This is a genomic window from Acidobacteriota bacterium (assembly GCA_003225175.1).
Taxonomy (GTDB): Bacteria; Acidobacteriota; Terriglobia; order Terriglobales; family Acidobacteriaceae; genus Gp1-AA112.
In genome coordinates, this window is the sequence record QIBA01000054.1 from 16,376 (window position 1) to 40,355 (window position 23,980).

Consider the following 23,980-nt stretch of genomic DNA (forward strand, 5'->3'; position numbering starts at 1 on the left):
GTATATCGGCTTTCTGGCGCAAGGCTCTGGTGTAAGAGCCAGGAAAGAGCAACGAAGTCGGATGCATTTGCGGGAGGTCCTTCGGCAAAAGCGGCTCAGGATCACAGTTCTATAGCGCGATTAGGCCGCCGTTCTTCTATGGTCGGGCTGTGCTTACCAACCACGAAGCCCAACCGATGCAGATTGCCACTAATCCCGACAGCACGATTGGCGGCGCCAAAAAATAAATCCAACTCAGCACTAACGAGACTAACTGCACTGCGAAGAAGGTCCAGCCGAGTGCGCCTATAGTCTGCGGAGCGCTGCGAGCCAAGGTGCCGAGGCGCCAGGCCAGAAATGCTGTAAACAGAAGATATAAAGTCTGGAACAGTCCAAAGCCAACGTAGAAGCGTGCATATGTGGCATCAGTACGTCCGACTTGAAAATGGGCATTGTTCATCGACTCCCAGACCGCGCGTCCTTCTGCAGTGGGCGCCTGAAACTTCAGGAATCCGAATGTGTGTCCCACGGCAAACAGAATGAGTAACACGGAAGCGATTCGGTAAAGTACAACCGCCTTCGCCATGGATGGTGATCCTCCGAATTGATTGCTGCTTTATACCAGATGACGTTAGGCTTCGGGACAATCGACAGAAGCAATCGGGTGATCGGGCGAAGTAAAACCGCGACCCGTCTACCCTCTCTTTCATTCCGAACCCACACCTTACTCTTATCCCGAAACGAAGTGAGGGATCCGCTTTTGTTGCGACACCAAAGAGCGGATTCCTCGCGCCAAAACCAGGCGCTTAGGAATGACAGTGTGGAAAGAGGAGCACTTCGTTAGAGAAGCAAGAGCACTTCACCCGATCACCCGATTCATCAATCACTCCTTCCGCTGCGAAGGAAGCACCACCACCGCTTCTACCTCCAGTAGCAAGTCAGGATTCACCAATGCGGCAACTCCGACGGTGGTACTCGCCGGTTGATGTTCGTTCTTTGCTAGATATTGCCCACGCACCTCGCGATGGCCCTCCAAGTTTTCAGGCATATTCACCATGAAAGTATTTAGCTTGACCACGTCATTGAAAGTTGCGCCCACTGAGTCGAGCGCAGCCTTCAGATTTTCGAAGACTTGTTTGGATTGTGCGCGAATGTCACCTTTGCCCACGACTTTGCCGTCTTTGTCGTAAGCGACCTGGCCGGAGATCAGAATTGTGCGTCCACCGCTGATCTCGACCAACTGAGTGAAACGCGGATTCACTGCTAATCCCGGCGGATTGATGTAGCGCACATGCGCGGATGTGTCCTTCCTTTCAGTTGGCTGCTTTGTGCTCTGCGCCCATAAGGGAATTACAAGGAGCGAAAACATCACCAAATGACGAATCATGGTTTCTCCTGAATTGGGATTTGTGCAAAAACCTTCGCTCAAGGCCGGCAATTCCGGACAGTAGATGAAGGCCGTCAAGAAAAAGTTCAATAATGTTCGGCTGGTAAATTTCTACGTTGCGGTAATGTCGCGGGAACTACTTTAACGAGCGTCTCTGAGGGTAGATATACTGAGGTCGGATGGAGTTCGAATGGAGTGCGCGCAAGAATGTAGCGAATAAGAAAAAGCATGGCGTTGCCTTCCACGAGGCTTTAGCGGTCTTCGCGGATCCGATGGCGAAAATCTTCGATGACCCGGATCATTCAATCGAAGAGGCTCGCGAAATCATTGTTGGGCACTCGGTGCGGCGTCGGCTCCTGATTGTTTGTTTCACCGAGCGTGAAGGGAAAGTTCGGATTATTAGCGCACGTTTAGCAACAAAGCGAGAACGGAGGGACTATGAGCAGGGCACGTCGGCAGAATAAGCCAAAAGCAGAGATGCGCTCGGGTTATGAATTCGACTATAAACGTGCGCGGCCGAATCGATTTGCGCCCAGGCTGCAGGCAACAGCTATCGCCGTCGTTCTCGACCCCGATGTCGCTCGCGTGTTCAACTCGTCCGAATCTGTGAACAAACTGCTGCGTTCCGTTATTGCTGCGGTTCCCAAAGGTCGCAACGGAGCAAAATCTGCGAAGCTCCGGCGCAAACTGAGTTGACGGCCCTTCGCTGTCAAAGCATTTGTTCGAACTCAGGCCTTCGCACGATTAGCTCCCTTCATCAGCACGTTCGCCTCAAGCTGATGATTCACCTGACCGCTCCAGCCTGTAACCTAAAGCTCTAATGGAAAATGGCATTCATTAAGAGGACCGGGCCGCCATCACGAAGGTTTCATTTCGGAACGTTGGAATATGAGCAAGTAGAGGTGAGATGGATGTGGATCTGAAAGGAAAAGTTGCGCTCGTAACCGGCGGTGGCACCGGTGTTGGTCGGTCCACCATTCTGCAGCTGGCTCAGCTGGGTGCTGCCGTCGCTGTGAACTACTCGAAGTCCAAGGACGAGGCTGCGGCAACGGCAAAGGAAGCTCAGAGTTGTGGCGTTCAGGCAATCGCGGTCCAGGCGGATGTCTCCGATGAATCTGCAGTCCTGCGTATGATCGAGCAAGTGCGGCGCCAGTTGGGTCCGGTGGAAATCCTGGTAAACAATGCCGCCTTCACTCGTTTTACCGATCTTTCCGATCTGCATGCATTGAACCAGCAAGAGTGGGATCGCACTTTCGCGGTCAACGTGAATGGCACTTTGTATTGCACTCGGGCGATAGCGCCAATGATGAAGGCTAAGGCTTGGGGACGCGTAGTGAACGTCTCCTCAGTTGCAGCGTATACGGGAGGCGGAAGCTCGATCGCTTACTGTGCATCGAAGGCGGCTATCCTGTCCCTTACCCGTTCCTTCGCAAAGGTCCTTGGTCCAGAGATAACCGTGAACGCGGTGGCGCCGGGGTTGATTGAGACGCGCTGGATCGCTCCTATCAAGCGACTGGACGAATTCAGAGAATCGTGGAAGAAAGAGACCGCTCTTCACAAAGTGCTTTCGCCGGATGATGTAGCCGAGGCGATCGTGAGCTTGATTGCGACCATGAGCATGGTAACCGGCCAGACCGTCGTTGTGGATGGCGGCTGGAGAATGCAGTAAGGCAGGGGCGGGAGCATAGGACAGAGAGATATGGTTGTGTGGCACACCCAGCCTCGGCTGTGGTTCCGCCCAAGGTTAAGACGTCCGGCACATTGTGGGAAACCGAATTTCCTGTTTTGCTCTTGCACGTTGCTTAGCCAAGCCTGTAAGTCATTCGGTCAGCGATGAATAGAGCTAAGCGAGTCTCATTTCACGCCAGATTCGTCGTGCTGAGTTGGATAGAACCACAGCGGGGGCGGCTGTGCCACAGAGCTGTATCAAGGGTCGCGTTTTTACAAAAAACCTAAGGCTTTTGTCCGACGAAAGAACTGCTCCGTAAGCACGCAAGTTTTACATCGCAAGGGCTTTGCAGGCGGGTGGATTGCGGGAAACAGAGTTGCTCAAGTGTTGTTCTGGAGCGGGGTTGGGCGTAGTTCGGCTTAAGAGGAAAACTTCGGAACTTTAGGTGCTCATGTGGTTTCCACAGTCCTGCGCGAGCGGTACACTCAGCTAGCAAAAGCAAGACGCCAGCACCTTCCCGGTTCGCTCTTGGCCAGCGTCAAGGAGCTGATAAGTTAGAGTTGGAGCTTGCGGCACTTGAACTCGAAAGAGAATTGAAGGAGACAAAACCTAATGTGGAAGCCAGCCAATCCCCCGACGTCGAACCAGCCGAATAGCAATCCGGCTGTCGGCCCGACTCAAACCAAACCGACGCCGACTCCGTCTGTGGAGACCCGTCCTACACCCGCTGCTGTTGAACCAACTCCAGCGCCGGCCAATCGCAACGCCGTTCTGAACACCCAGGAACAGGCGACGATCGGCAAGAGCCTCGTCATTAAGGGTGAAGTAACCGGTTCCGAGTCGTTATACATCGACGGCAAGGTCGAGGGATCCATTCAGCTGCCGGGTAATCGCGTGACTATCGGCCGCAACGGTCAAGTTTCTGCAAATATCAACGCCCGCGAAGTGGTTGTGCTCGGCAAAGTCCGCGGTAACCTGAACGCCAGCGATCGCGTGGATATCCGCAACGAAGGCTCGCTCACCGGCGACGTCGTAGCGCAGCGCATCAGCATCGAAGATGGCGCCTTTTTCAAGGGCGGCATTGACATTCGCAAGCCTGGTCAGCAGCAGAAAAACGATTCGAAGGAGCCTGTCTCGATCGAGTCCTCAGCTGTGGCCGCAGCTCGCGCCTAAGTCTGCTTTCTCGGCCTGTCCTCGTCTGCAGAGGCGGACGGGACAGGCCACGTTAATGGAATAAAGGGTTGAATTAAGATGTTGGAAAAATTTCTGCAAGTCTTGTCGCTCAGCTGTCGTCATCGCCATACGTCAAAGCCTTTCGCCGCAGCCAGCGCATCCTCTGGTCGGAACTCCGATTGGGAGCCCATTGGACAGGGTGGTCACTACGTCGTTTGCCTCGATTGCGGGCAGAAGTTCGATTACGACTGGGGCACGATGCAGGTAGTGCGGAAGGTCAGCTAGAAAAGCGGAAGGTCAGCTAGAAAAGCAGCGATTAGCAATAAGCAATTAGCTTGAAAGGCCAGCGACTGCGCTGGCCTTTGTGTTTTGAAGCTCCTGAGCTTTTCGTGTTGGTGTTGCTCTTGGCTAATTGCTAATCGCTGCCGTTCACGCACAAACCAGCGAGCCCACCTTTTCACCTGTGATCACGCGGCGGATGTTCCCGTGCTTATTTAAATTGAAGATGATCATGGGCAGGTTGTTGTCTTTGCACAGACTAATGGCCGTAGTGTCCATGACCTTCAAACCGCGCTTGATGATTTCCATATAGGTGATTTGCTGGAACATTGTCGCGTCCTTCACGAGGAATGGATCGGCGTCGTAGATGCCATCGACTTTGGTCGCCTTAAGAATCACATCTGCTTTGATTTCCATGGCGCGGAGGGAAGCGGCGGTGTCGGTGGAGAAGTAGGGATTTCCTGTCCCAGCGCCGAAAATGACTACGCGCTCCTTTTCAAGATGCCGCATTGCCCGCCGCCGAATGAATGGTTCGGCCACCTGATTCATCTCAATGGCGGACATTACCCGAGTATGAACATGCTGTTTCTCGAGCGCATCCTGCAAGGCCAGGGCGTTGATCATGGTGGCCAGCATGCCCATGTGGTCGGCAGAGACGCGGTCCATATCGCGAGCCTGCTCGGCTACGCCGCGGAAAAAGTTGCCGCCGCCAACCACGATCGCAATCTGAACCCCTAAAGCATGTACTTCAGCAATTTCTGCGGCGATTTCGTGAACTCGAGTGGCATCGACCCCAAACCCTTGTCCAGCCGCGAGGGCCTCCCCGGATAGCTTTAAGAGAACGCGCTTAAAGACAGTCGACATTATGATTTCAGTATAGAACGGCCGCAGTTGCTGGCTCGCGAAGAGCTTATACGTGCGCACCAGTCCTTATTCTCGGCGCAAGACGACAATCCGGAGTAATATTCCCACCGTACCTCTCAGGAATCGCCCTCCGGACGGCTCGATGCCCACAAAAATTGCCCTGATCGATTTCGACGAAGAGTTGCTCGAATCCAGCCGTACTGAATTGGAGCGCAGGGGATACAAAGTCCGAACGGCAACCGACGGCGTTGCGGGGCTACAACTGGTCGAACAGATGCAGCCGGACGTCGTAGTGCTTGAGCTGGTTCTCCCCAAGCTACATGGTTTGCAGCTGTGTGCCCGACTGCGCAAGCATCCTGACCTCCGAGCCAGAGTAATTGTGGCGGCTTCGCCCACGTTTGCCATCGATATTCGTAAGGCGCGAGATATGGGGGCCGCGTCGTTCCTCAATAAGCCATACACAACCGAAGATCTGGCACGGGCAGTCAAATCTGTGGAATCAGTTCCGGTTCCTCACAACGAGATCCAGCGTATAGCGGCGCTCAGGTCGTACGACATTCTCGACACTTTGCCGGAGAAGTCATTCGACGATCTAGCGCAGCTTGCGGCGATCATCTGTGAGACTCCTGGAGCGATGATTACATTTGTTGATTCTGACCGCCTGTGGTTCAAATCGATGGTCGGGTTCGTTGCCAACGAGGTGCCTCGCGAACTCTCGTTCTGCGCACACGCCATCATGCATCATGAGGTGATGGTCGTGGAGGACGCGACCAAAGACGAGCGCTTTGCCGGCAATCCACTCGTCTCGTCAGCTCCGAAGGTTAGGTTCTACGCCGGCTCCCCTCTGCGTACACCCGACGGAGAAGCTTTAGGTAGCGTCTGCGTGATTGCCCAGGAGCCGCGTTCCATAACGGATCAGCAGAGACAGGCACTGCGATTGCTCGCGAACCAGGTCCAGCTTCTTCTGGAATGGCGGAAGTGGATGAACAAACGCGCAACCACGAGCACAGCAGCCACGGCATAGACTCATCTGCTTCGCTAATCGGGCATTGCTAATTGCTAATTGCTGCTAAAAAAATGGGCGGAACCTACATTCTGGCTCCGCCCTCTCCGGTCAGGGGTGAATTTGAACTATTCGTTGCCGCGGGACTCTTCCATGCGGGCGCTCATGCGATTGCTGCCTTCGAAGCTCACAACGCCTTCGTAGAGGCTGAGCGCAAACATCCGATCCCGCATTGGGACTGCGCGGTGGAGTGGCAGGCCTGCGTCTTCCATGCGATGCCATCTCTGTCCGTCGGCGCTTCCGAACACTTCGCTTGAGCCATCAACAATCGCGAGAAGGTGTTTGCCGCTTTGGTCGTAATCGAGCGAAGTGATCTTGGCCTTCGGCAGATCGGTGGACATTGGCTCCCAAGTTCCGCCCTTCTGCTGGCGGAAGAGACCCTGTGCAGATGAAATCCAGAGGTTCTGATCGGCGTCGATGGCAATGCCGGTAATTAGCGTCACGGGCAGACTCTGCTCCACGTTGAAGTGTTTCCCTCCATCGGCGGAAACCAGCAGCGTGGTGTAGGTTGCCGCTGCAACCATGCCGTTATTGGCACGAACCTTCACGAAGGGTTCCTTCTTGGCGGCGCGCTGTTGCGTCCAGGTTTTGCCCAGATCGCGTGAGACTAGCAGTGTGCCTGAGGTCGTGGGAACGAACATCATGTTGCCTATGATTGCCAGATCTGGAACGTTCGGCATCATGCCCGGCACAGTCATGCGCGCCCACATGCGGGCATTTGGAGCCAGGCGGAACAGGCCGGCGTTGGTCCCGGCATAGACATTACCCTTCTCATCCTGGGCGAGCGTGAAGACGTCACGGCCGTTGAGTCCATTGCTGAGCTGCGACCAGCGCTGTCCGGCATCGCGAGTCACGTAGACCCCGCCGAACTCTTTGTCGTTCACCATACCGGCGTACAGCGCACTGGGATTCTTATTGTCGGCAAGCAGCGCGCGCACCTGACGGTGAGCGAAGCCATCATTCGATGCACTGAACGAAGCCGAGTTGTTCGTGCTTACCAACACGCCACTGCGATCCGTGGCGAGCATTACGTGCGTCGAATCACGTGGATCGATCATCACGTCGTTCACGATGATGTTCGGAGCTGTGACTCGGTGCCAGGTTGCACCGGCATCCTGCGTCTTCCACAGACCTTCGGTGGTTCCGGCGAAGACGACGTCTGGATGGTTCGCGTCCTGCTTCAACACGCGCGTTCGTCGTGCCGAGAACGGAATTCCCTGGGCCTTGTGGAAGAGATCGCCGCCGTTGATGCTCTTGTAAATACCGGAGCAGGCGCTCAAGTAGATCGTCGAGGGCTGCTTCGGATCAATGATCAGCGAGAAAACATCGGAATCGTCGATGACTCCGTTCTTAATCTGATGCCAGTTGTTTCCGCCATCCTCGGTCTTCCAGGCAAGATGCCATGTGCCGGCATAAATCACATCAGGATTCTGCGGATCGATGGCTAACGATTCAATGTTCTTGATGTCCTTGTGACCTTCCGGCGAGATGCGGGCCCAGTGATCGCCACCATCGTTAGAACGGAACACGCCATCGAGCGCGCCTGCGACGAGGATTTTGGAATTCGAGGACGCCATCGCAAACGAGCGAATCGACTTTCCCTTCATTCCGTTCAGCGACTCGAACGACTTTCCACCGTTGTGCGAGCGGAACAGGTCCCCGTTTTGGCTCTCGATGCTCCACGCCGCAACATACACTTTGCGGGAATCGCCTGGATCAAAAACTATGTGGTCGAGCACATAGTCAGGTCCAGTGCCCAGGTGTGTGAAGCGGTTCCAGGAAAGACCACGATCGCGTGATTCGAAAATCTGTCCCGAACTGGTACCGAGCAGGATGCGGTCCGGATTATGGGGATCGTAAGCTAGCGAACGAACATCTCCCCCGTCAGGACCAATCATGTGCGGCGTCGCACCATGGGCATAGCCGATGAAAAAGGAGACTACGCAGGCCGATGCCAGGGCCAACCACCATCTTTTGCGCAACATTGACACTGTCCTCCAGTGACTTTGGTAACTCGCAAGTTTCGGGAGAAGGGCGCGTTAACAATGCCACCGGCGGCGCCGGGTGGGTAGATGACGAAAGGTACCTCGCTGCTAAATGGACCTTGGTCACCGATTTCGTAAGTGATTGAAAACAGAGTAGCTGATTGGGAGTTGTTTCCAACTCAGGAAAACACCGGAAAGGTACTTTGGTATGGGAATCACAGGAAACTGTCAATTTCCATCATTCTGAGGCATGAATCTGCCCGAGATCTGCCGATCTTGTGGGTTTTGGCAGAAGTTTTAAATCTTTTTTAGCCGCTGCACGTCAATGATTCCCGGAATTCGGCGAATCCCCGAAACGATGCGATCAAGGTGCTTGACGTCTTCGATGTCTATCGTGATGTCGATCGACGCCCGACTATCGCCCGTGCGTACGTCCATGTGGCGGATGTTGGTGTTGTCATCGCTAATCGCTGCTGTGACCTGCTTCAACATTCCAGTGCGGTCATCGCAGACTACGGTGAGCTTGACCGGATATGTTGCCTTTGCCGGGCCGGAGACCGAGGCGCTAGGTCGCCCCCAAGTGACGTTGATACGCCGGTCAGGTTCGTACATCAGATTGGTGACGTTGGGGCAGGATTTCGAGTGAACCGCGACGCCTTTGCCGCGAGTCACGAAGCCGACAATTTCCTCGCCGCGGATCGGATTGCAACAGCGTGCGCGATAGACAAGTAGCTCATCGTGGCCCTGAACTTTGAGCGATCCGCCGTCGTCGCCAAAGACCCTGCGGATCATGCCGCCGATCAGCCCGGTTTCTTCTTCTGGTTCTGGCTCGGCGCCGCCAACTGCACTTGGAACAAGCTTTTTCAGAACAGCGCGCGCAGAGAACTTGCCATAGCCGATCGACGCAACCAGATCTTGCTCGTTACTGCCTATCCCATATTCGCTCGCGACTGCTGCGTAGTTCTGTTGTGTGACTTCTTTGAGACTAACCTTGTATTTGCGGGCTTCTTTTTCCAGCAACTTCCGGCCAATTTCGAGTGCGCGCTCGCGCTGATGAACCAGAAGCCAATGCTTGATCTTGTTTCGTGCGCGAGAGGACTTAACAAATCCCAGCCAGTCGCGGCTTGGCTGATGTCCTGTCTGGGTGATGATCTCAACGATGTCACCGTTGCGCAGCTTGTACCGAAGTGGGACGATGCGTCCGTTCACTTTCGCTCCTACACACGTGTTACCGACCTCAGTGTGGATGTGGTAGGCGAAGTCAATGCAGGTGGCGTCACGGGGCAGGATGACGACTTTGCCTTTGGGAGTGAAGGTGTAAACCTCTTCGGGATACAGGTCGATCTTGAGCGTTGAGAGGAACTCGTTGGGATCGGAGACGTCGCGCTGCCACTCTACAACCTGCCGCAACCACGACAGACGTTGCTCGTCTTTGGCGTTGACTGGAGTGCCGTCTTTGTACTTCCAGTGCGCGGCGATACCGTCCTCCGCCATCTTGTGCATCTCTTCAGTGCGAATCTGCACTTCAAACTGCATGCCGCCTTCCGCCATGACCGTGGTGTGCAGAGATTGATAGAGATTCGGCCTCGGCATAGCGATGAAGTCTTTGATTCGTCCAGGAACCGGCCGCCAGATGCTGTGGATTGCGCCCAGCGCGCTGTAACAGTCTTTTACTGAGGAAGTGATGATGCGGATCGCCAGCAGGTCATAAACCTGGTCGACGGTGATTCGTTGTCGCTGGAGTTTTTGCGCGATGCTGTAAAGGCGCTTGATGCGATGGTCGACACGTGCTTCCACACCATTTTCTTTCAGCTTCTCGCGGATAAAAGCTACGGTTTTCGTGAGGAAGGCCTCACCCTGCTTACGCCGCGCTTCGACCTGCTCCTTGGTCTGGGTGTAGCCAATGGGATCGACATATTGGAATGCGAGGTCTTCTAGTTCGCCTCGGACCTTGCCCATACCCAGACGATGTGCAAGAGGAGCGTAGATGTCGAGAGTCTCTTGCGCAATGTGCTGCTGACGATCAGGCGGAAGATGTTCCAGCGTCCGCATGTTGTGCAAGCGGTCGGCCAACTTGATGAGGACGACGCGTATGTCGTCCGTCATCGCGAGCACCATCTTTCGGACGTTCTCCGCCTGCCGCTCCTCGCGGCTAGCCAGATTGATCTTCGCGATCTTCGTTACGCCGTCAACGATATGAGCGACCGGGGTGCCGAATTTCTCCTCAATTTGGCTGTTTGTAACGTCGGTGTCTTCCACTGCGTCGTGCAGCAGTCCGGCGGCGATCGCCGTGGAATCCAGCTTCATTTCTGCCAACACCAACGCTACTTCGAGGGGATGGACCAGATAAGGCTCGCCGGAAGCGCGAGTTTGCCCATTGTGGTGCTGGAGGGAGAACTCGTAGGCGCGCTGGATGATGTCGAGGTCATCAGCCGGACGGTTCTCGCGAACCAGGTTCAGCAGGTCACGGAATTTTGTCGCCGTAAGAACGTTGGTCGCGATCTGCTGGCGCAGTGTCGCCATGATTGATTATAGCTGCGGGGGGAAGCAGGCAGCCGTCAGCACTCAGCGCTCATCTGCGGATCGCCATGCTTACGAAGGGAGCCAGTAGCGAAAACACGGCTGGGTTCTACAAACCCTGTACCAGCGGCCCGGAACCACGTCACCTAAGTGGAACCACGTTAGGCGGCAGGGAAATAGCGCTATGCGGCGGAGCCGCGCTCGCGATGAAACACTGTCTCAAATGCGTCGACCCGTTCACGGACATTCAACACGTGCTGCGGTAACAAAAGCTGTCCCCCGGCTTCGATGAGGGGAATCACGCGGTCGAAGTCTGGACCAGAATGGGAACCGGTGATGACGATCCGAATGGGATGAAAGAGGTCTTTGCCCTTCGCTCCAGTTCCCTCTTTTACTTCATTAATAACGGCTTTGAAACTTTCCGGCGTGAACCCATTGCTGCCTGCTCGGACTCGAGTTGCAAATTCAGCGATGACTCTTTGTCCAATTTCAGAAGTCAGAAGGGCCTGATTGTCATCGTCCTTCACCGCTGCTTCAGCGTCATAGTTCAGCAGGAACCTGGCCCTTTCGGGTAGCTGCTCCAGCCGGTCAACGTACGGGATAAGCAGCGCGATAACTTTTTCTGTCCATGAACGGACCTCCGGGTTTTCGTTATCGGGAAGCAGTCCTATCTTGCGAAAGTAGGGCAGAGACAACTCCAAAATGCGCCGTGGGTCTGCCGCTTTGATGTAGTGCCGATTTAGCCAGTAAAGTTTGTCGAAATCGAAAATCGCCGGCGAGGGAGTCACGCGCTCGAGTGAGAACTCCTTGATCAGCTCGCGGGGCGTGAACGTTTCGCGAGTGCCTCCGCTCGGCGCCCAGCCCAGCAGTGCCAGATAGTTCACCAGAGCTTCCGGCAGGATTCCCATCTCGCGGAATTGCGAGATCGAAGTCGCGCCATGCCGCTTCGAGAGTCGCTCGCGGTCAGGTCCTAGAATTGTGGACAAGTGCGCGAATTCCGGAATAGGAAATCCCAGCGCTTCGTACAAGGCGACTTGTTTGGGAGTGTTGGAGAGATGATCGTCGCCGCGAATCACGTGGGTGATCTTCATCTCAGCATCGTCGACGACAACCACGTAGTTGTAAACGGGAATCCCGGACGATCGCACGATGATCGGATCGCTGACCGATTCATTGTCGAAAGTGACGTCCCCGCGTACGATGTCATGAAAGTGAATCGGGTGCTCGGGAATCTTCAGCCGAATTGCAGCGGCTTCGCCGCTCGCCCGACGCTGCTGCGCCTCCGTTGCGTCGCACAGTCGGCACTTGCCCGAGTACACCTGTGGACGACGCTCTGCCGCCGCTGCCTGACGCTCCCGCTCCAGCTCCTCGGCGGTACAGAAGCACAGGTAAGCTTTTCCTTCCTCCAGCAAACGTCCGGCATATCGCTGATAAGTATCCATGCGATCACTTTGCCGATAAGGAACAAAAGGACCGCCAATATCGGGACCCTCATCCCAATCGATGCCGAGCCAACGCAGATCTTCGAGCAGTTGTTTTTCGAAGCGTGCCTCACTCCGCTCCACATCCGTATCTTCAATTCGGAGAACGTGGATCCCCTTCTTTTGTCGGGCGACCAGCCAGTTGTAAAGGGCGGTTCGCGCATTACCAACGTGTAGCAACCCCGTGGGAGACGGGGCAAAGCGAACGCGGATTTTTTGGGGGGACTTCACTCAATCGATGTTAACAAAAGGGAAATAAGGCACGCTGAGGAGCCAACCTGTGCTGCAGGGTAGGTATCTGATCATTCGGAGCGACAGTAGTAGAGGGCCCAAGTCGCTTAGCCATTTATCAGAAAGCCTCATTTGCAACCACAGATGAGGCTTTTAGTTTGGGCATGCCATCCTCCGAACAGTTACGTAGCGTCGCCATCCTCGTACGTGTGCGATGCGCGTCGATTCGGCTGGCGTCCTTCATCTTCATTTGATAATCCGAAGAGGCGTCTTTCCTCTTGCGTCATCTCACGGCCATGGGTCAGTCTGAATACATTCTCGATCGCATTTCGTAACTGACCATCGCGAGCGGGCCGGCGCACTCTGGATCCGGCTGGCGAATCCGAGTTTTTTCCGGGCTGTTGCTTCTTCACTGATCAGAGATTCCAAGGAAGGCGCGGTCCTCAGGCGTCATTTCGCCGCCGTGAGTCTCGCGAAAAACCAGCTTCATGGTTTCTATAACAGATGGTGGGAGCGGAGTTGCTGCATCCTCCAAGGTGCCGCAATCTTCAGGAATAAAGTTCGTTTCTTCTATCTTCATAGGCTTTCTTGCATGTAGATGTCTGGCGCGTAGCAAGCTATTCGATGAGGTTTTTCGCGGGAGAGGTTGGTCAGCTGCTTCTCAACGAAGGCCGGCATTCATGAATCGAACTTTGGCGCAGGATGGATAACCAGATCAGTGCCGTGAAACCAGAATGATTCCCATAACCAGCGTTGCGACGGAAGCCACGGCCGACACTGTTAGAGCAATCAGTAAGATTCGATGCTGGTCGGCCATCCTGGCGACTTCACGCTGGAGAGATACGGACTGATCATCAATGACTCTCAAACGCTGCTGAATACTTTCAAGAGCGGAGCGAAGCTCCATCAGGTTGTGCTGGTGTGAGCGCAGGGCCTCCGACGTGTAACTTTGAAATTCCTGCGTTGCGGAATCCCGCACCGGCCGCGCCGTACGGCGCGCGGCGTAAAGTTCCATTAAGGGAAGAAGTTTGCGAGCATATCCCAGCAGCTCTGTCAGCAGTTGGAGCATCTAGCCTCGTTTCGCCTGTGCCAGCTGAGGAGATTCGCGCATCGAAAATGCAGGCGGCACGATTCCCAAAGCGTACAGCACAGCTCGATGCATATCTTCGACGGGAGCTGGCTTACCTGTCCAGATCTCAAATTGCCGAGCACCTTGGTGTACGAACATTTCCGTTCCGGGAATTACCTGAATGCCTTTTGCACGCGCCATTTTTACCAGGCGCGTCTCTGCCGGGTTATAAATCATCTCAAACAAGTAGCGCGTTCGGAGGTCGGACTCCTCGAGCGGAGACTGCGGGCGTCCTTCCATTCCTACGGGAGTGGCATTGATGATGACATCGAATTCGAGTTTCTTGAGATGCGTATGCGAAATATAATGCGCATGCGCTTGGCGTGCCAGCTTCTGTCCGGTCTCCGCGGTGCGATTCATGACCCAGACCTCTGCATTGCGTTCCTTGAGACCAAAGACCGCGGCGCGCGCCGCACCTCCGGCTCCAATCACCAGAATTTTCGCGCGCGTCAGGCTAATGCGCTGTTCGAGTGGACGAACTACACCAGCGACATCGGTGTTGAATCCGTACAGTTTTCCGTCCTGCGAGCGAATGACAGTGTTGCAAGCTCCAATTTTGGTGCTCAGAGCATCCGTTTTGTCGAGACGCTCAATGATCTCTTGTTTCAAGGGCATCGTGACGCTCAGACCCTGTATGGGCATATCGCGGGCGCATTTCAGCAGATCATCGACGTCGGAGGTCTGGAGGGGTACGTAAACGGCATTAATGTTCTCGCGCCGGAACGCGGTGTTCATCATTTCAGGCGATAGAGAGTGACCAATGGGAACACCTGCGACGCCATAGACCCTGGTTGCGGCATCCACCGCATCGATACGAAACACATCCCTTAAGACCCGAGCCGTCATCTGTCCGGGGGCCGTTTCTGCACCAGCTTCAGCCGAAGCAAAGGTAAACGCGCTTCCGAACCGAACGTTCAGGATGCGGCTGATAATGCCCCGTTCACCCATGCACACCCCAACCGTGCTGACTAAGTCGCTTCGCTGTTCCAGAAGCCGCATCATCTTCACGTTGTCCGACAGCGATTTGGCAGTCGAAACAATCTTGATGTAATCGGCGGGGAACTCGTGCATCTGCTCCCAGGTTTCTTCCAGCTTCTTGGTGCCCCGAAAGTCGTGGAAGGAGATCATCAGGCCAGCTTGTTGGCGTAGCTTTTCGATGTCATTTGCCTTCAGAGCCTTAGCTGATTCCATCTCAATGTCCACCAGCTGACATCCGGCGGCAGCGGCCTTTAGGAGAATCTCGAGCTGCGAAGCAACGGTTCCGCGAAACTTGCCGCCGTTTGCCGCCCTCCTGCAGGTGGCGATCAAGAGAATGTCCCGGTGGAATCCGCCGAATTCCTTGAGCTTGGGCAATAGCAGAGCAGGCTTGGAAAGGTAATCTAAACGTAACTCCAGCAAGGAGTTCTCGTTCGCGGCGTGTTCGATTTTCTCCATCAATTCAGAGGGGCTGGAGGCGAACAAGGCAACACATAGCCGAGGAAGGCGATGCCTCAGAAATCGTGCCGCATAGCCTGGAGTATCGCTTTTCATCAACTTACGCCGGACGGGCATCTTAATGGTGCACAAGAGTAGATGCAACTGCAAAGCTAAAGTGAACTATGCTGGTGGGCTACTCCCGTATTCATCTGGTTACTACGCGCATAATGTACTGTCGGGTATGCTCGGCTACATTGAGGCGCATCTCGCGTTGCCGCGCCCCGGATCCGGTTCTCGGGGGACATTCCCTAAAGTGCTCTTTTCCTAAGACTTGGCGTCCGCGAAGCTTGGAGGACCTATGCGAAACACACTTGCTGCCTTTTTGCTGATGACTGCCGCTGCTCTGGCCCAGGATCAGCCGTCTACATCTACTCCCACTCAGGGCAACCCACCGCAAGAGCAGCAACAGACGCAGCAGCAAGTGACTCCTGCTTCGCCCGCAACGACCGAAGCGCCGAGCGTCACGCAGCCGCCAGCTGCTCAGCAGCCTGAGACTCAAGCGCCGCCCGCGCAAGTGCCCGCAGCTCAGGCGGCGCCTGTTCCTCAACAAGCGCCAACACCAGAACCTGCTCCAGAGAATCTGGCCAAGCCGACCCAGGCACAACCGAGCATTGCCAAGACAAACAAGGTTGAGCTATTCAGGGGCCCAACCCTCTCCGATGTGTACTGTTCTGGCTTTATCACCAAGCAGGATGTTCATGCCAGCGCTATCGTCATCGACGATGCGCGCGCGCCAGAACAGGTGAGGTCGGCAGAACGTTCCTACATTTATCTGAGCGGCAGGGGCGTGGAGGAAGGCCGGGAGTATCTACTGTTACGGCATACACACGATCCCAATCACAATCAGTCTTTCCCCGGACAGCTTGGGTTGCTCAGTAGTTTGGGTGAGTTGTACGAGGATTTGGGTCGGGCCAAGGTGATCGCGGTAAGAAAGAAGGTCGGAGTTGCACTGGTTGAACAGGGCTGTTCTGAGGTCCTGCCGGGTGATATGGCCGTCCCATTTCAGGAACGTCCGCGGCCGGAATACAAGCAGACGAATTTTGAACAGTTTGCTGTACCCACTGGCAAGACAAAAGGACGGGTCGTGCTGGCTCAGGATCTAGGCACCCTGGTCGGTAATCACCGAATCATTTACCTTAATGTCGGAGAAGCACAAGGAGTCAAGCCTGGCGACTACTTCCGGGCGCTGCGCGACTACGGCTCCATCGCGAACAATCCGGCTGAGTCCCTGCCTTTCAAGGCTCCGCCATACGACCCGACGCAGAAGAATCCCCCGAATTTCGAATTTCGTGGACACGCAGGTGAGCTGCCCATTCGCGCCATCGGAGAAATGATCGTCCTAAACACGACTCCGAACACTTCGACTGCTCTCACCACGTACACCCCAGAAGAAATTCACCTCGGCGATACGATTGAGATGATCGACTCGACACCATTACCGCCTCCGGCAGTTGAGGCCACCGCGGCAGCCCTGCCTCCAACTATCAATTGCTCCGTGAGCCGCTCCACGATCCAGGTTGGAGAGTCGTCAATCATTACCTGCAACGGTGTCGCTGAGGAAGGACACACGCTGACCTACAGCTATCAGGCAAGCGCCGGACAGATCACTCCTCGAGAGAATCGAGCAACACTCACTCCGAACGCTCCTGGTCCGATTACCGTGACCGCGACAGCGGTTGATGATCGCAATTTGTCAGCGCAAAGCACGGTGAACCTTGACGTGCAGTCAGCGCCGTTGTCTCCAACCAGCACGGAGAGCACCGGCTCGCTCACTCCCAGCATGCTGAACGAACTCACGTTTAAGCTTGGCAGCGCTCGTGTGGATAACCGCGCAAAAGCGGAGCTCGATGACGATGCTCTTCGCCTGCAGCGCGATGCGAACGCAACGTTGATCATTGAAGGCTCGGCAAATCCATCAGAGAACGAAGCTCTGGCTTTGCAACGCGCCGAAAACGCGAAGACCTATCTCACTCAGAGCAAGGGTATCGATGCAAGTCGCATTCAGACTCGCGCAGCGCAAACCAAAACGGGAGCCAAGGTTGTGGTTGTGATGGTTCCGGCCGGAGCTCCTCCGCAACAATAAGAGCAACGTTCCAGGACGGGACTCTCCATGGTAAAGACGCAGCATGCTGCGTCTTTATCAGAACGCAGGTGCTCGCAACGTCCACTATTCAAGCCACCGGCGAGCTTTTCTCCGCCAACCCGCCTCACAGCCAACCGAATCTGACTGAAGGAAGGTTCTTAAGGGAGGATTCAATCCATGGCAACGAAGAGTCGTAGTCGCAGCTCCAGTTCGCGTAGCAGGAGCAGTCGATCGCGCGGCAGGAAGTCTTCACGCCGCAAATATAGCCCCAGCGCCGGGAGCGACGTGAAGCGCGAAATGCATGAGTTCAAGCGCGGGAAACTGAAATCCGGTCGAAGCGGAAAGACGGTGAAGAGCCGCAAACAGGCGATCGCGATCGGTCTCTCTGAAGCGCGGCGCAAGGGAAAGAAAGTGCCCGCGAAGAAGAGCAGTGGACGATCTTCGTCCTCGCATCGCAAAGCCGCCTAAACCAAGTTGGTCTAACTGCGGGCGGCTGCGAATGAACTGATGGGAGAGGCGCGGTGGTCCGCGTCTCTACCGCCATCCCTAATAGGGAATCTTGTCCGGCTTCTGCTCCCAAGCCTTGAATGCGGCCAGCGCCTCTTCCCGCAATAGCTGCTGCATCCGGACTGAACGTTTTAACGTTGGTTTCGCGAGTTCCTGGTAGATGAACGCGTCGTCAAAGCCGATTCTCGCTGCGTCCGCGGCGGTATTCGCGTAATACACGTTCTTCGGACGAGCCCAGTAGATTAGGCCCATACACATAGGACAAGGCTCGCAACTTGTGTAGATTTCGCAGCCGGTCAGCTGGAACGTCTTCAGCTTTCGGCAAGCAGCGCGGATTGCGATGACCTCGGCATGTGCGCTTGGATCGTTCGTAGCAAGCACCTGATTCGCACCTTCGCCGACAATCTCGTCATCCTTGACTACAAGAGCTCCGAAAGGTCCGCCGTTCCCGGAATGAACATTCTGCAGGGAGAGTTCAATCGCTCTCCGCATGAACTTAAGATCCAATCCTCACCTGGACAGAAAACGTTGAGAAGCTAAATCGATTGTAAATGGCGGCTTGCTGACTTTAGTGCGATGGGATTGCAAGAATTCTGGAAAGTGACGGTAGGACCAGCATAAAAGGGGTCCTGAATCGCTGTTCTTGTGATGTCGCCCGTGGACTGGCCGAGATCGGCCGGAGCCACTTTAGCATGCCTAACCATCCTCGATGCCGGACGTCTAAGAGCTTGTTTCAGGAGGGGCAATGGACACTCTCGCCCAGGATGTTCGATATGGCCTTCGCGGCCTGAGCCGGGCTCCCGGTTTTGCACTGATTGCAATCCTGACGTTGGCGTTGGGAATCGGCGCAAACACGGCCATCTTCAGCATCATTTACGCAGCTCTATTGCGTCCCTTGCCCTATCAAAAGCCGGGGCAGTTGGTCCGCCTGTACGAAACTGAGGCGGCGCCGGGCAACTATCCGTTCACAGGGCCGGATTTTCTGGACTGGAAAACGCAGAATCACAGCTTTCAGGACATGACGCTCATCAGCTGGGCTCACTCGATGAACCTGAGCGGACGCGGCGAACCTGACCACGTAATGGGTGTTCCCACCGAATCGAATTTCTTCTCGCTGCTGGGAGCGCGTCCCCTGCTCGGAAGAACCTGGGCTGCGGCGGAAGATGAGCCGGATCACGATCATGTGCTGATACTCGGCTATGGACTTTGGCAAAGTCATTTCGGTGGAGACCCGAAGATCCTCGGGAGCGATGTCGAGTTAAATGGGGAAAAGTACAGTGTCATTGGTGTAATGCCCGCCGGCTTTCATTTTCCGTCTGAAGCTCAGCTTTGGATTCCGCAAGACATGGACAGCAAGAGCCTCGGCCAGCGTGGTAGTCACTCATTTCGGGCTTTCGGGCGGCTCAGGCCCGGTGTCTCGCTGCAGCAGGCGCAATCGGAGATGTCGGTGATCGCCAGCCGGCTGGAGCAGCAATATCCAGATTCGAATCACAAAGTGGGCGCCTCGCTGGTTGAGTTACACGAAGACATGGTGGGCGAATCGCGCAGTTCGTTGCTAATGATGCTTTGGGCGGTTGCCCTCGTACTTCTGATCGCCTGTGCCAATATCGCCAACCTGTTGCTCTCGCGGGCAGTCGCTCGGCAAAGGGAGATGGCCATACGCGGCGCGCTTGGCGCGGGACGAACTCGTCTGATGCGACAGGTGCTCACCGAAAGTATTTTGCTGGCGGGTGCAGGAGCCATTGCCGGTCTGCTGCTGGCATGGGCCGGAGTAAGAGTCATTACCTCTCTGAAGCACTTGGGACTCCCTGCAGCGAACGTGATCGAAGTGAACCCCGCAGTGCTCGGTTTCACTTTGGTACTGGCACTCATTACCGGAATCGTCTTCGGAATCGTGCCTGCATTGCAGATTTCCCGTCCGAGTTTTTATGAAGAACTCAAGGGCGGAGCCGGGGGCGCTGTGAGTCCCGGCCGCAAACGTCGCTCCGTCAGCGATACGTTGGTTATTGGCGAGGTCGCGCTCTCGCTTCTGCTCCTGATTTCCGCAGGGCTGCTTCTAAAAGATTTCGTAAGGCTGCGCAGCAACAATATTGGCGTGCGTCCAGAGGGTGTTTGGACCGCCGTTATCTCTCTCCCCGATGCTAAGTACAAAGAAAACCAGCCTCAATTCAATGTCGCACAATCCTTATTGGACAGGGTGAAAAGCATTGCCGGGCTGGAATCAGCTGCGCTCAGCACGCGAATGCCCCTTGAAGGAGGAAGTAACGGTTATATCTCTCTTCGTGGCCAGCCCTTTCATCCTATGAGCGGGCCGCTCGTCGAAAGTCATGCCGTTTCGCCGGATTATTTCAAAGCGATGGGAATTCCATTACTTCAGGGCAGGACGTTCACTGAAGAAGACGTGAACAGTCAATTCGCGCTTGATGAGCGCGTCGCGCCAATCTACAAGGCAGGTGGGAAACTTACGCCCGAGCAGAGCAATGGAATCACGATTCCCACAGTGGTCAATCAGGAGATGGTGCGAGAGTTCTGGCCTGATCAGAATCCTATCGGCCAGATGTTTGCGCGCGGTAACAAGGATGGTCCCTGGTATCAGGTGATAGGCGTCACAGGTGATGTGAAACAACACAGCATTACAAGCCGGCCCTATCCAGAGGCCTACACTGCCTTCGACGGTTCACAGTACTTGTATGTGGTGGTGCACACTTCAAGGCTATCGCTGGATGTAACTTCGGAAGTTCGGCACGCTCTGGCAGAGACTGATTCAGCCCTACCCCTGTTCGGAGTGCGGACTATGAACGATGTCATTGCCGAACACGCCAGCGGACAGCAATTTCTAGCCTTACTTGTAGGTCTCTTCTCCGGACTTGCGCTGCTGCTTGCCGCTGTCGGCATCTATGGCGTCTTGTCGTACCTGGTGACGCAGCGCACTCGCGAGATCGGCATTCGCATGTCCTTGGGAGCAAGTCGAGGCAATGTTTTGTCGCTTGTACTCAAACAGGGAATGCGTTTGGCTGGATTTGGCTTTGTTGCCGGACTAGTTGCCGCCCTGGTCGCCGGGCGACTGCTCTCTGGATTGTTGCATCAAGTCCATCCCAGCGACCCCTTCGTGATGTTTGCTACCGCCGCATCGCTGGCGGCAGTGGCGCTGGCGGCTTGCTATCTACCCGCCAGGCGGGCTGCCAAGGTTGATCCCATGGTGGCATTGCGGCACGAATAAGCGCGATTCCCACTCTGAATCCTAACGATGCAGCCTGTATGCGCGACTTTAATGGAAGCTCCTATGGTTCTGGGCGCAAGGTAACCGCAGTTCTGCCCATGCTATAGTAACCGCACTTTCTGGCTTAACCCCACAGCGGCCGTGAGGAGATCGCTGAGGCTTTAGCGGCGGAATCCGCGGCCCAGAGCACAGGTATGTCCACCAGCTCGATGACCAAGCCGGCGGCAACTTCGACGCTTCGCGTCCTGCCTTTGCTGGTGTTCTTCGACGAAGAGATCGAAATACGGCGCAATCTGGTCGACATACCTCGCTATCGGCCTATCGCCTTCGAGAGCGCTCTCAAGCTCCCGGCAGATGTGGAACGAATCGTAATCAGCGGTGAAGAATCGCTGCTGCTCCGCTTCTACGAAGAGATTCGCAAACCATCCTTCCGGCTGATTGCGCTTACCGGCCATCGTTTTCATGACCCGCGGCTCGACGCGCTTGTTTATGCCTACTTGCCCGCGAATACGCCTCACGAGTTGTTAGAACGCACGATCGATAACGCTCTCGATCACATCCACCTGATACACGTCCGTGAACAAATCAATGAGCGGCTGCGCGGAGTCACTCGCGAGATCCAGGAGCTGAACAAGATCGGCGCAGCGCTCTCAGCCGAGCATCACCTCGATCGCCTGCTCGAACTAATTCTCACCAAGAGTCGGCACATCACGAACGCCGATGCCGGTTCACTCTACCTGGTCGAGTCAGCGCAGCAGCAGGAAAAGCCTCTTGCGCCCCATCACGCGATGTTGCCGCTCAATGCCGACGGGACCAGCGGACTGCCCGCTGCCGCGCTGGTCAAGGAAGAAGAAGAGGAAGAGCTGAAGCAAAAGCGTCTACATTTCAAGCTGGCGCAGAACGATTCCATCACGATCCCCTTTAGGGAATCGACAATCGAAATTAACCACAAGTCCATCGCCGGTTACGTTGCAGCTACCGGAGAAATCGTCAACATTGAAGACGCGTACCACATCACTCCCGAAATTCCTTACAGCATCAACCGCAAGTTCGACGAGGACTCTGGATACCGCACCAAGTCAATTCTGGCGGTACCACTTCGGGATCAGAAGGACCACATTGTCGGCGTGCTGCAGTTGATCAATGCGAAGCGCGACGGCAAGGTCAAACTCGATTCCCTCACTGCCGTGGACGAACAGGTGGTTTCTTTCAACGGCCGGCAGCAGGACATCGTCGCATCCCTCGGCAGCCAGGCCGCGGTCGCAGTCGAAAACAGCAGATTATACGAATCGATCCAGCGGCTCTTCGAGGGCTTTGTGCGCGCTTCGGTTATTGCGATTGAGGCTCGCGATCCCACGACATCAGGCCACTCGTTCCGGGTTGCAAACCTGACAGTCGCACTCGCCGAGGCGGTGCAACGCATCGAAACCGGCCCGTATGCCGACTTGCGCTTTACGCGCGAAGAGATGCGCGAGATTCGCTACGCATCGTTGTTGCACGACTTCGGCAAAGTTGGCGTGCGCGAGGAAGTGCTGGTCAAGGCAAAAAAGCTTTACCCCGCGCAACTTGAGTTAGTGAAGCAACGCTTCGAATTTGTGAAGCGCTCGATGCAGGCTGAGAAGCTGCAGCAACGCTTAGACTATGTTCTCGAGAAAGGCCGGGAAGAGTATCTGGCGAAGCTGGGTACCTTCGATAAGCAATTGAAGAAACAGCTGGAGGAGGCAGATCGCTTTTTCTCGGTTGTCCTCAAATCCGACGAACCAACCGTGCTGCCGGAAGGAAATTTCGAGAAGCTGCTTGACATCGCTGCGCGTCACTATCGTGATTTCGAAGGCGAAGAGAAGCCGCTGCTCACTCCGGATGAAGTACGCCTGCTCTCAATTCGCAAAGGCTCGCTTGACGAAAACGAGCGCCTGCAGATCGAGTCGCACGTGGTCCACACGTTCAATTTCCTACAGCAGATTCCCTGGACTTCCGAGATCCGCAACATTCCCGAAATCGCTCGCGGTCATCACGAGAAGCTCAACGGCTTGGGCTATCCGTATAAGCTCTCAGCGCCGGAGATCCCGGTGCAGACGCGCATGATGACGATCTCGGACATCTTTGACGCGCTCTCCGCGGCCGATCGTCCTTACAAGAAGTCTGTAGACTTGGAACGCGCCCTGGAAATCTTGCGATATGCGGTAAAGGATGGCGAGCTCGACGCAGCGCTCTTCCAAGTCTTTCTCGATGCGAAGGTTTATCAGAAGTGGAAGGTTGAACCGCATCGGTACTGAGAAGCTGGATTCCACTCCAGCGCTCCGCTCACAGCCAAGTAGCTAGTAACGAACAGGCTCTTCTGTCATAATCCCCCGTCATGTGGGATGCTTTAACCCATTTCTTCTCGCGACTGCTTACCTTTGCTTGGTTCGCAGGGGCAGTGTTGATGCTTCTCACGATTCCTGCGTGCATCTACAAGATTTTTTCTGCGCTATGGGAGACGGACGATTCTGAGGAAGAGCAGCAGAGCGTTTACGATGCCCCAGGCCAATCACGGAAGGCTGCGAGGAGATTCTGATCGCAGCAGGCAACGCCCTGTTCACTTCAACCAGTGATGATGCACCCCATCTCGGACAGCATTACCTATTGTGATAATGCAACCCAAAACGGCTCCGAAGCTCCAGAGTGAGCCGATCACTCGTCCAAGGCTGAGGGTGAAACTACGGTGAGGCTTCAAGTAGGGATTGAACTCATTCCAGAAGGCTTCAGGATTGCGCCAAATCCAGATACCGAGTGCGAGAATCGCAAAGCATACCGTAGCCAGGCCCAGGTCGACCAGCACGCCGGCATGCATGAGGGAGTCGGGAATCACACCTTATTTCACCGCGCAGTCCGTAAGCAGCAGGTCAAGAGCGCGTAAGGAATTTGTAAAGAGTAGCCATTCGAGGCTCATCT

General features: G+C 55.3%; 22 protein-coding genes. 11 read left to right on the forward strand and 11 right to left on the reverse strand.

The genetic code is table 11. From position 1 onward, the window contains the following. Window positions 1-136 precede the first annotated feature (136 nt). Both DMG62_15110 and DMG62_15115 read right to left on the reverse strand, forming a co-directional pair. Complete coding sequence (locus tag DMG62_15110; protein ID PYY22058.1) at window positions 137-565, reverse strand: hypothetical protein; 429 nt, start codon at window positions 563-565, stop codon at window positions 137-139. A gap of 297 nt (window positions 566-862) precedes the next feature. Beyond that, window positions 863-1,348: a RidA family protein gene (locus DMG62_15115; GenBank protein ID PYY22117.1), complete on the reverse strand. Its 486-nt coding sequence runs from the start codon at window positions 1,346-1,348 to the stop codon at window positions 863-865. Window positions 1,349-1,545: 197 nt separating this feature from the next. On the opposite strand from DMG62_15115, the gene DMG62_15120 reads away from it, so the two are divergent. The 5 genes from DMG62_15120 to DMG62_15140 all read left to right on the forward strand — a co-directional run bounded on the left by DMG62_15120 (window position 1,546) and on the right by DMG62_15140 (window position 4,493). After that, window positions 1,546-1,830 carry a hypothetical protein gene (locus DMG62_15120; protein PYY22059.1) on the forward strand — a complete coding sequence of 95 codons (285 nt, stop codon included), beginning with the start codon at window positions 1,546-1,548 and terminating at the stop codon, window positions 1,828-1,830. After that, complete coding sequence (locus DMG62_15125; GenBank protein ID PYY22060.1) at window positions 1,805-2,062, forward strand: hypothetical protein; 258 nt, start codon at window positions 1,805-1,807, stop codon at window positions 2,060-2,062. Before DMG62_15120 ends, DMG62_15125 begins: the two co-directional genes overlap by 26 nt. Window positions 2,063-2,273: 211 nt before the next feature. Then, window positions 2,274-3,035, forward strand: a complete 762-nt coding sequence (locus DMG62_15130) for a 3-ketoacyl-ACP reductase (protein PYY22061.1) — start codon at window positions 2,274-2,276, stop codon at window positions 3,033-3,035. Window positions 3,036-3,647: 612 nt separating this feature from the next. Continuing rightward, on the forward strand, window positions 3,648-4,208 hold the full coding sequence (locus DMG62_15135; protein ID PYY22062.1) for a cell shape determination protein CcmA: 561 nt from the start codon (window positions 3,648-3,650) through the stop codon (window positions 4,206-4,208). A 78-nt stretch (window positions 4,209-4,286) separates the two neighbouring features. Next, the gene (locus tag DMG62_15140; protein PYY22063.1) at window positions 4,287-4,493 is read left to right on the forward strand and encodes a hypothetical protein; all 207 of its coding nucleotides are present in this window, start codon (window positions 4,287-4,289) and stop codon (window positions 4,491-4,493) included. A 144-nt stretch (window positions 4,494-4,637) separates the two neighbouring features. Here DMG62_15140 and DMG62_15145 read toward each other — a convergent pair whose 3' ends face one another. Continuing rightward, the gene (locus DMG62_15145) at window positions 4,638-5,351 is read right to left on the reverse strand and encodes a UMP kinase (GenBank protein ID PYY22118.1); all 714 of its coding nucleotides are present in this window, start codon (window positions 5,349-5,351) and stop codon (window positions 4,638-4,640) included. A gap of 142 nt (window positions 5,352-5,493) precedes the next feature. On the opposite strand from DMG62_15145, the gene DMG62_15150 reads away from it, so the two are divergent. Beyond that, window positions 5,494-6,375 carry a hypothetical protein gene (locus DMG62_15150; GenBank protein PYY22064.1) on the forward strand — a complete coding sequence of 294 codons (882 nt, stop codon included), beginning with the start codon at window positions 5,494-5,496 and terminating at the stop codon, window positions 6,373-6,375. A gap of 107 nt (window positions 6,376-6,482) precedes the next feature. Here DMG62_15150 and DMG62_15155 read toward each other — a convergent pair whose 3' ends face one another. From DMG62_15155 to aroE, 6 genes are all read right to left on the reverse strand, one after another. Then, window positions 6,483-8,399, reverse strand: a complete 1,917-nt coding sequence (locus DMG62_15155; protein ID PYY22065.1) for a transcriptional regulator — start codon at window positions 8,397-8,399, stop codon at window positions 6,483-6,485. A 297-nt stretch (window positions 8,400-8,696) separates the two neighbouring features. Continuing rightward, a complete protein-coding gene (locus DMG62_15160) occupies window positions 8,697-10,922 on the reverse strand; it encodes a GTP pyrophosphokinase (protein ID PYY22066.1) in 2,226 nt (741 codons plus the stop codon). Window positions 10,923-11,101: 179 nt separating this feature from the next. After that, window positions 11,102-12,631, reverse strand: a complete 1,530-nt coding sequence (locus tag DMG62_15165; protein ID PYY22067.1) for a glutamate--tRNA ligase — start codon at window positions 12,629-12,631, stop codon at window positions 11,102-11,104. Between the two features lie 182 nt (window positions 12,632-12,813). Next, entirely contained in the window at window positions 12,814-13,044 is a 231-nt protein-coding gene (locus DMG62_15170; protein ID PYY22068.1) for a hypothetical protein, read from the reverse strand. A gap of 302 nt (window positions 13,045-13,346) precedes the next feature. Continuing rightward, on the reverse strand, window positions 13,347-13,700 hold the full coding sequence (locus tag DMG62_15175) for a hypothetical protein (protein ID PYY22069.1): 354 nt from the start codon (window positions 13,698-13,700) through the stop codon (window positions 13,347-13,349). Continuing rightward, entirely contained in the window at window positions 13,701-15,311 is a 1,611-nt protein-coding gene (gene aroE / locus DMG62_15180) for a shikimate dehydrogenase (GenBank protein PYY22070.1), read from the reverse strand. A 223-nt stretch (window positions 15,312-15,534) separates the two neighbouring features. Between aroE and DMG62_15185 the strand changes: the two genes are divergently transcribed. Together DMG62_15185 and DMG62_15190 are read left to right on the forward strand one after the other, a co-directional pair. Then, a complete protein-coding gene (locus DMG62_15185) occupies window positions 15,535-17,319 on the forward strand; it encodes a hypothetical protein (protein ID PYY22071.1) in 1,785 nt (594 codons plus the stop codon). 285 nt (window positions 17,320-17,604) lie between these two features. After that, window positions 17,605-17,787: a hypothetical protein gene (locus DMG62_15190; GenBank protein ID PYY22072.1), complete on the forward strand. Its 183-nt coding sequence runs from the start codon at window positions 17,605-17,607 to the stop codon at window positions 17,785-17,787. A gap of 78 nt (window positions 17,788-17,865) precedes the next feature. Here the strand turns inward: DMG62_15190 and DMG62_15195 are convergent, their stop codons facing one another. Then, window positions 17,866-18,318, reverse strand: a complete 453-nt coding sequence (locus tag DMG62_15195; GenBank protein PYY22119.1) for a tRNA-specific adenosine deaminase — start codon at window positions 18,316-18,318, stop codon at window positions 17,866-17,868. 253 nt (window positions 18,319-18,571) lie between these two features. Here DMG62_15195 and DMG62_15200 point away from each other — a divergent pair, with 253 nt between their 5' ends. The 3 genes from DMG62_15200 to DMG62_15210 all read left to right on the forward strand — a co-directional run bounded on the left by DMG62_15200 (window position 18,572) and on the right by DMG62_15210 (window position 23,603). Further along, window positions 18,572-21,046: a hypothetical protein gene (locus DMG62_15200; GenBank protein PYY22073.1), complete on the forward strand. Its 2,475-nt coding sequence runs from the start codon at window positions 18,572-18,574 to the stop codon at window positions 21,044-21,046. 194 nt (window positions 21,047-21,240) lie between these two features. Then, window positions 21,241-23,322, forward strand: coding sequence for an HD family phosphohydrolase (locus DMG62_15205; GenBank protein ID PYY22074.1), 2,082 nt, complete (start codon window positions 21,241-21,243; stop codon window positions 23,320-23,322). 80 nt (window positions 23,323-23,402) lie between these two features. Next, window positions 23,403-23,603 (forward strand): hypothetical protein, encoded by a 201-nt coding sequence (locus tag DMG62_15210; protein PYY22075.1) that lies wholly within the window; start codon window positions 23,403-23,405, stop codon window positions 23,601-23,603. Between the two features lie 21 nt (window positions 23,604-23,624). Here the strand turns inward: DMG62_15210 and DMG62_15215 are convergent, their stop codons facing one another. After that, window positions 23,625-23,879, reverse strand: a complete 255-nt coding sequence (locus tag DMG62_15215; GenBank protein ID PYY22076.1) for a hypothetical protein — start codon at window positions 23,877-23,879, stop codon at window positions 23,625-23,627. Between the last annotated feature and the right edge of the window lie 101 nt (window positions 23,880-23,980).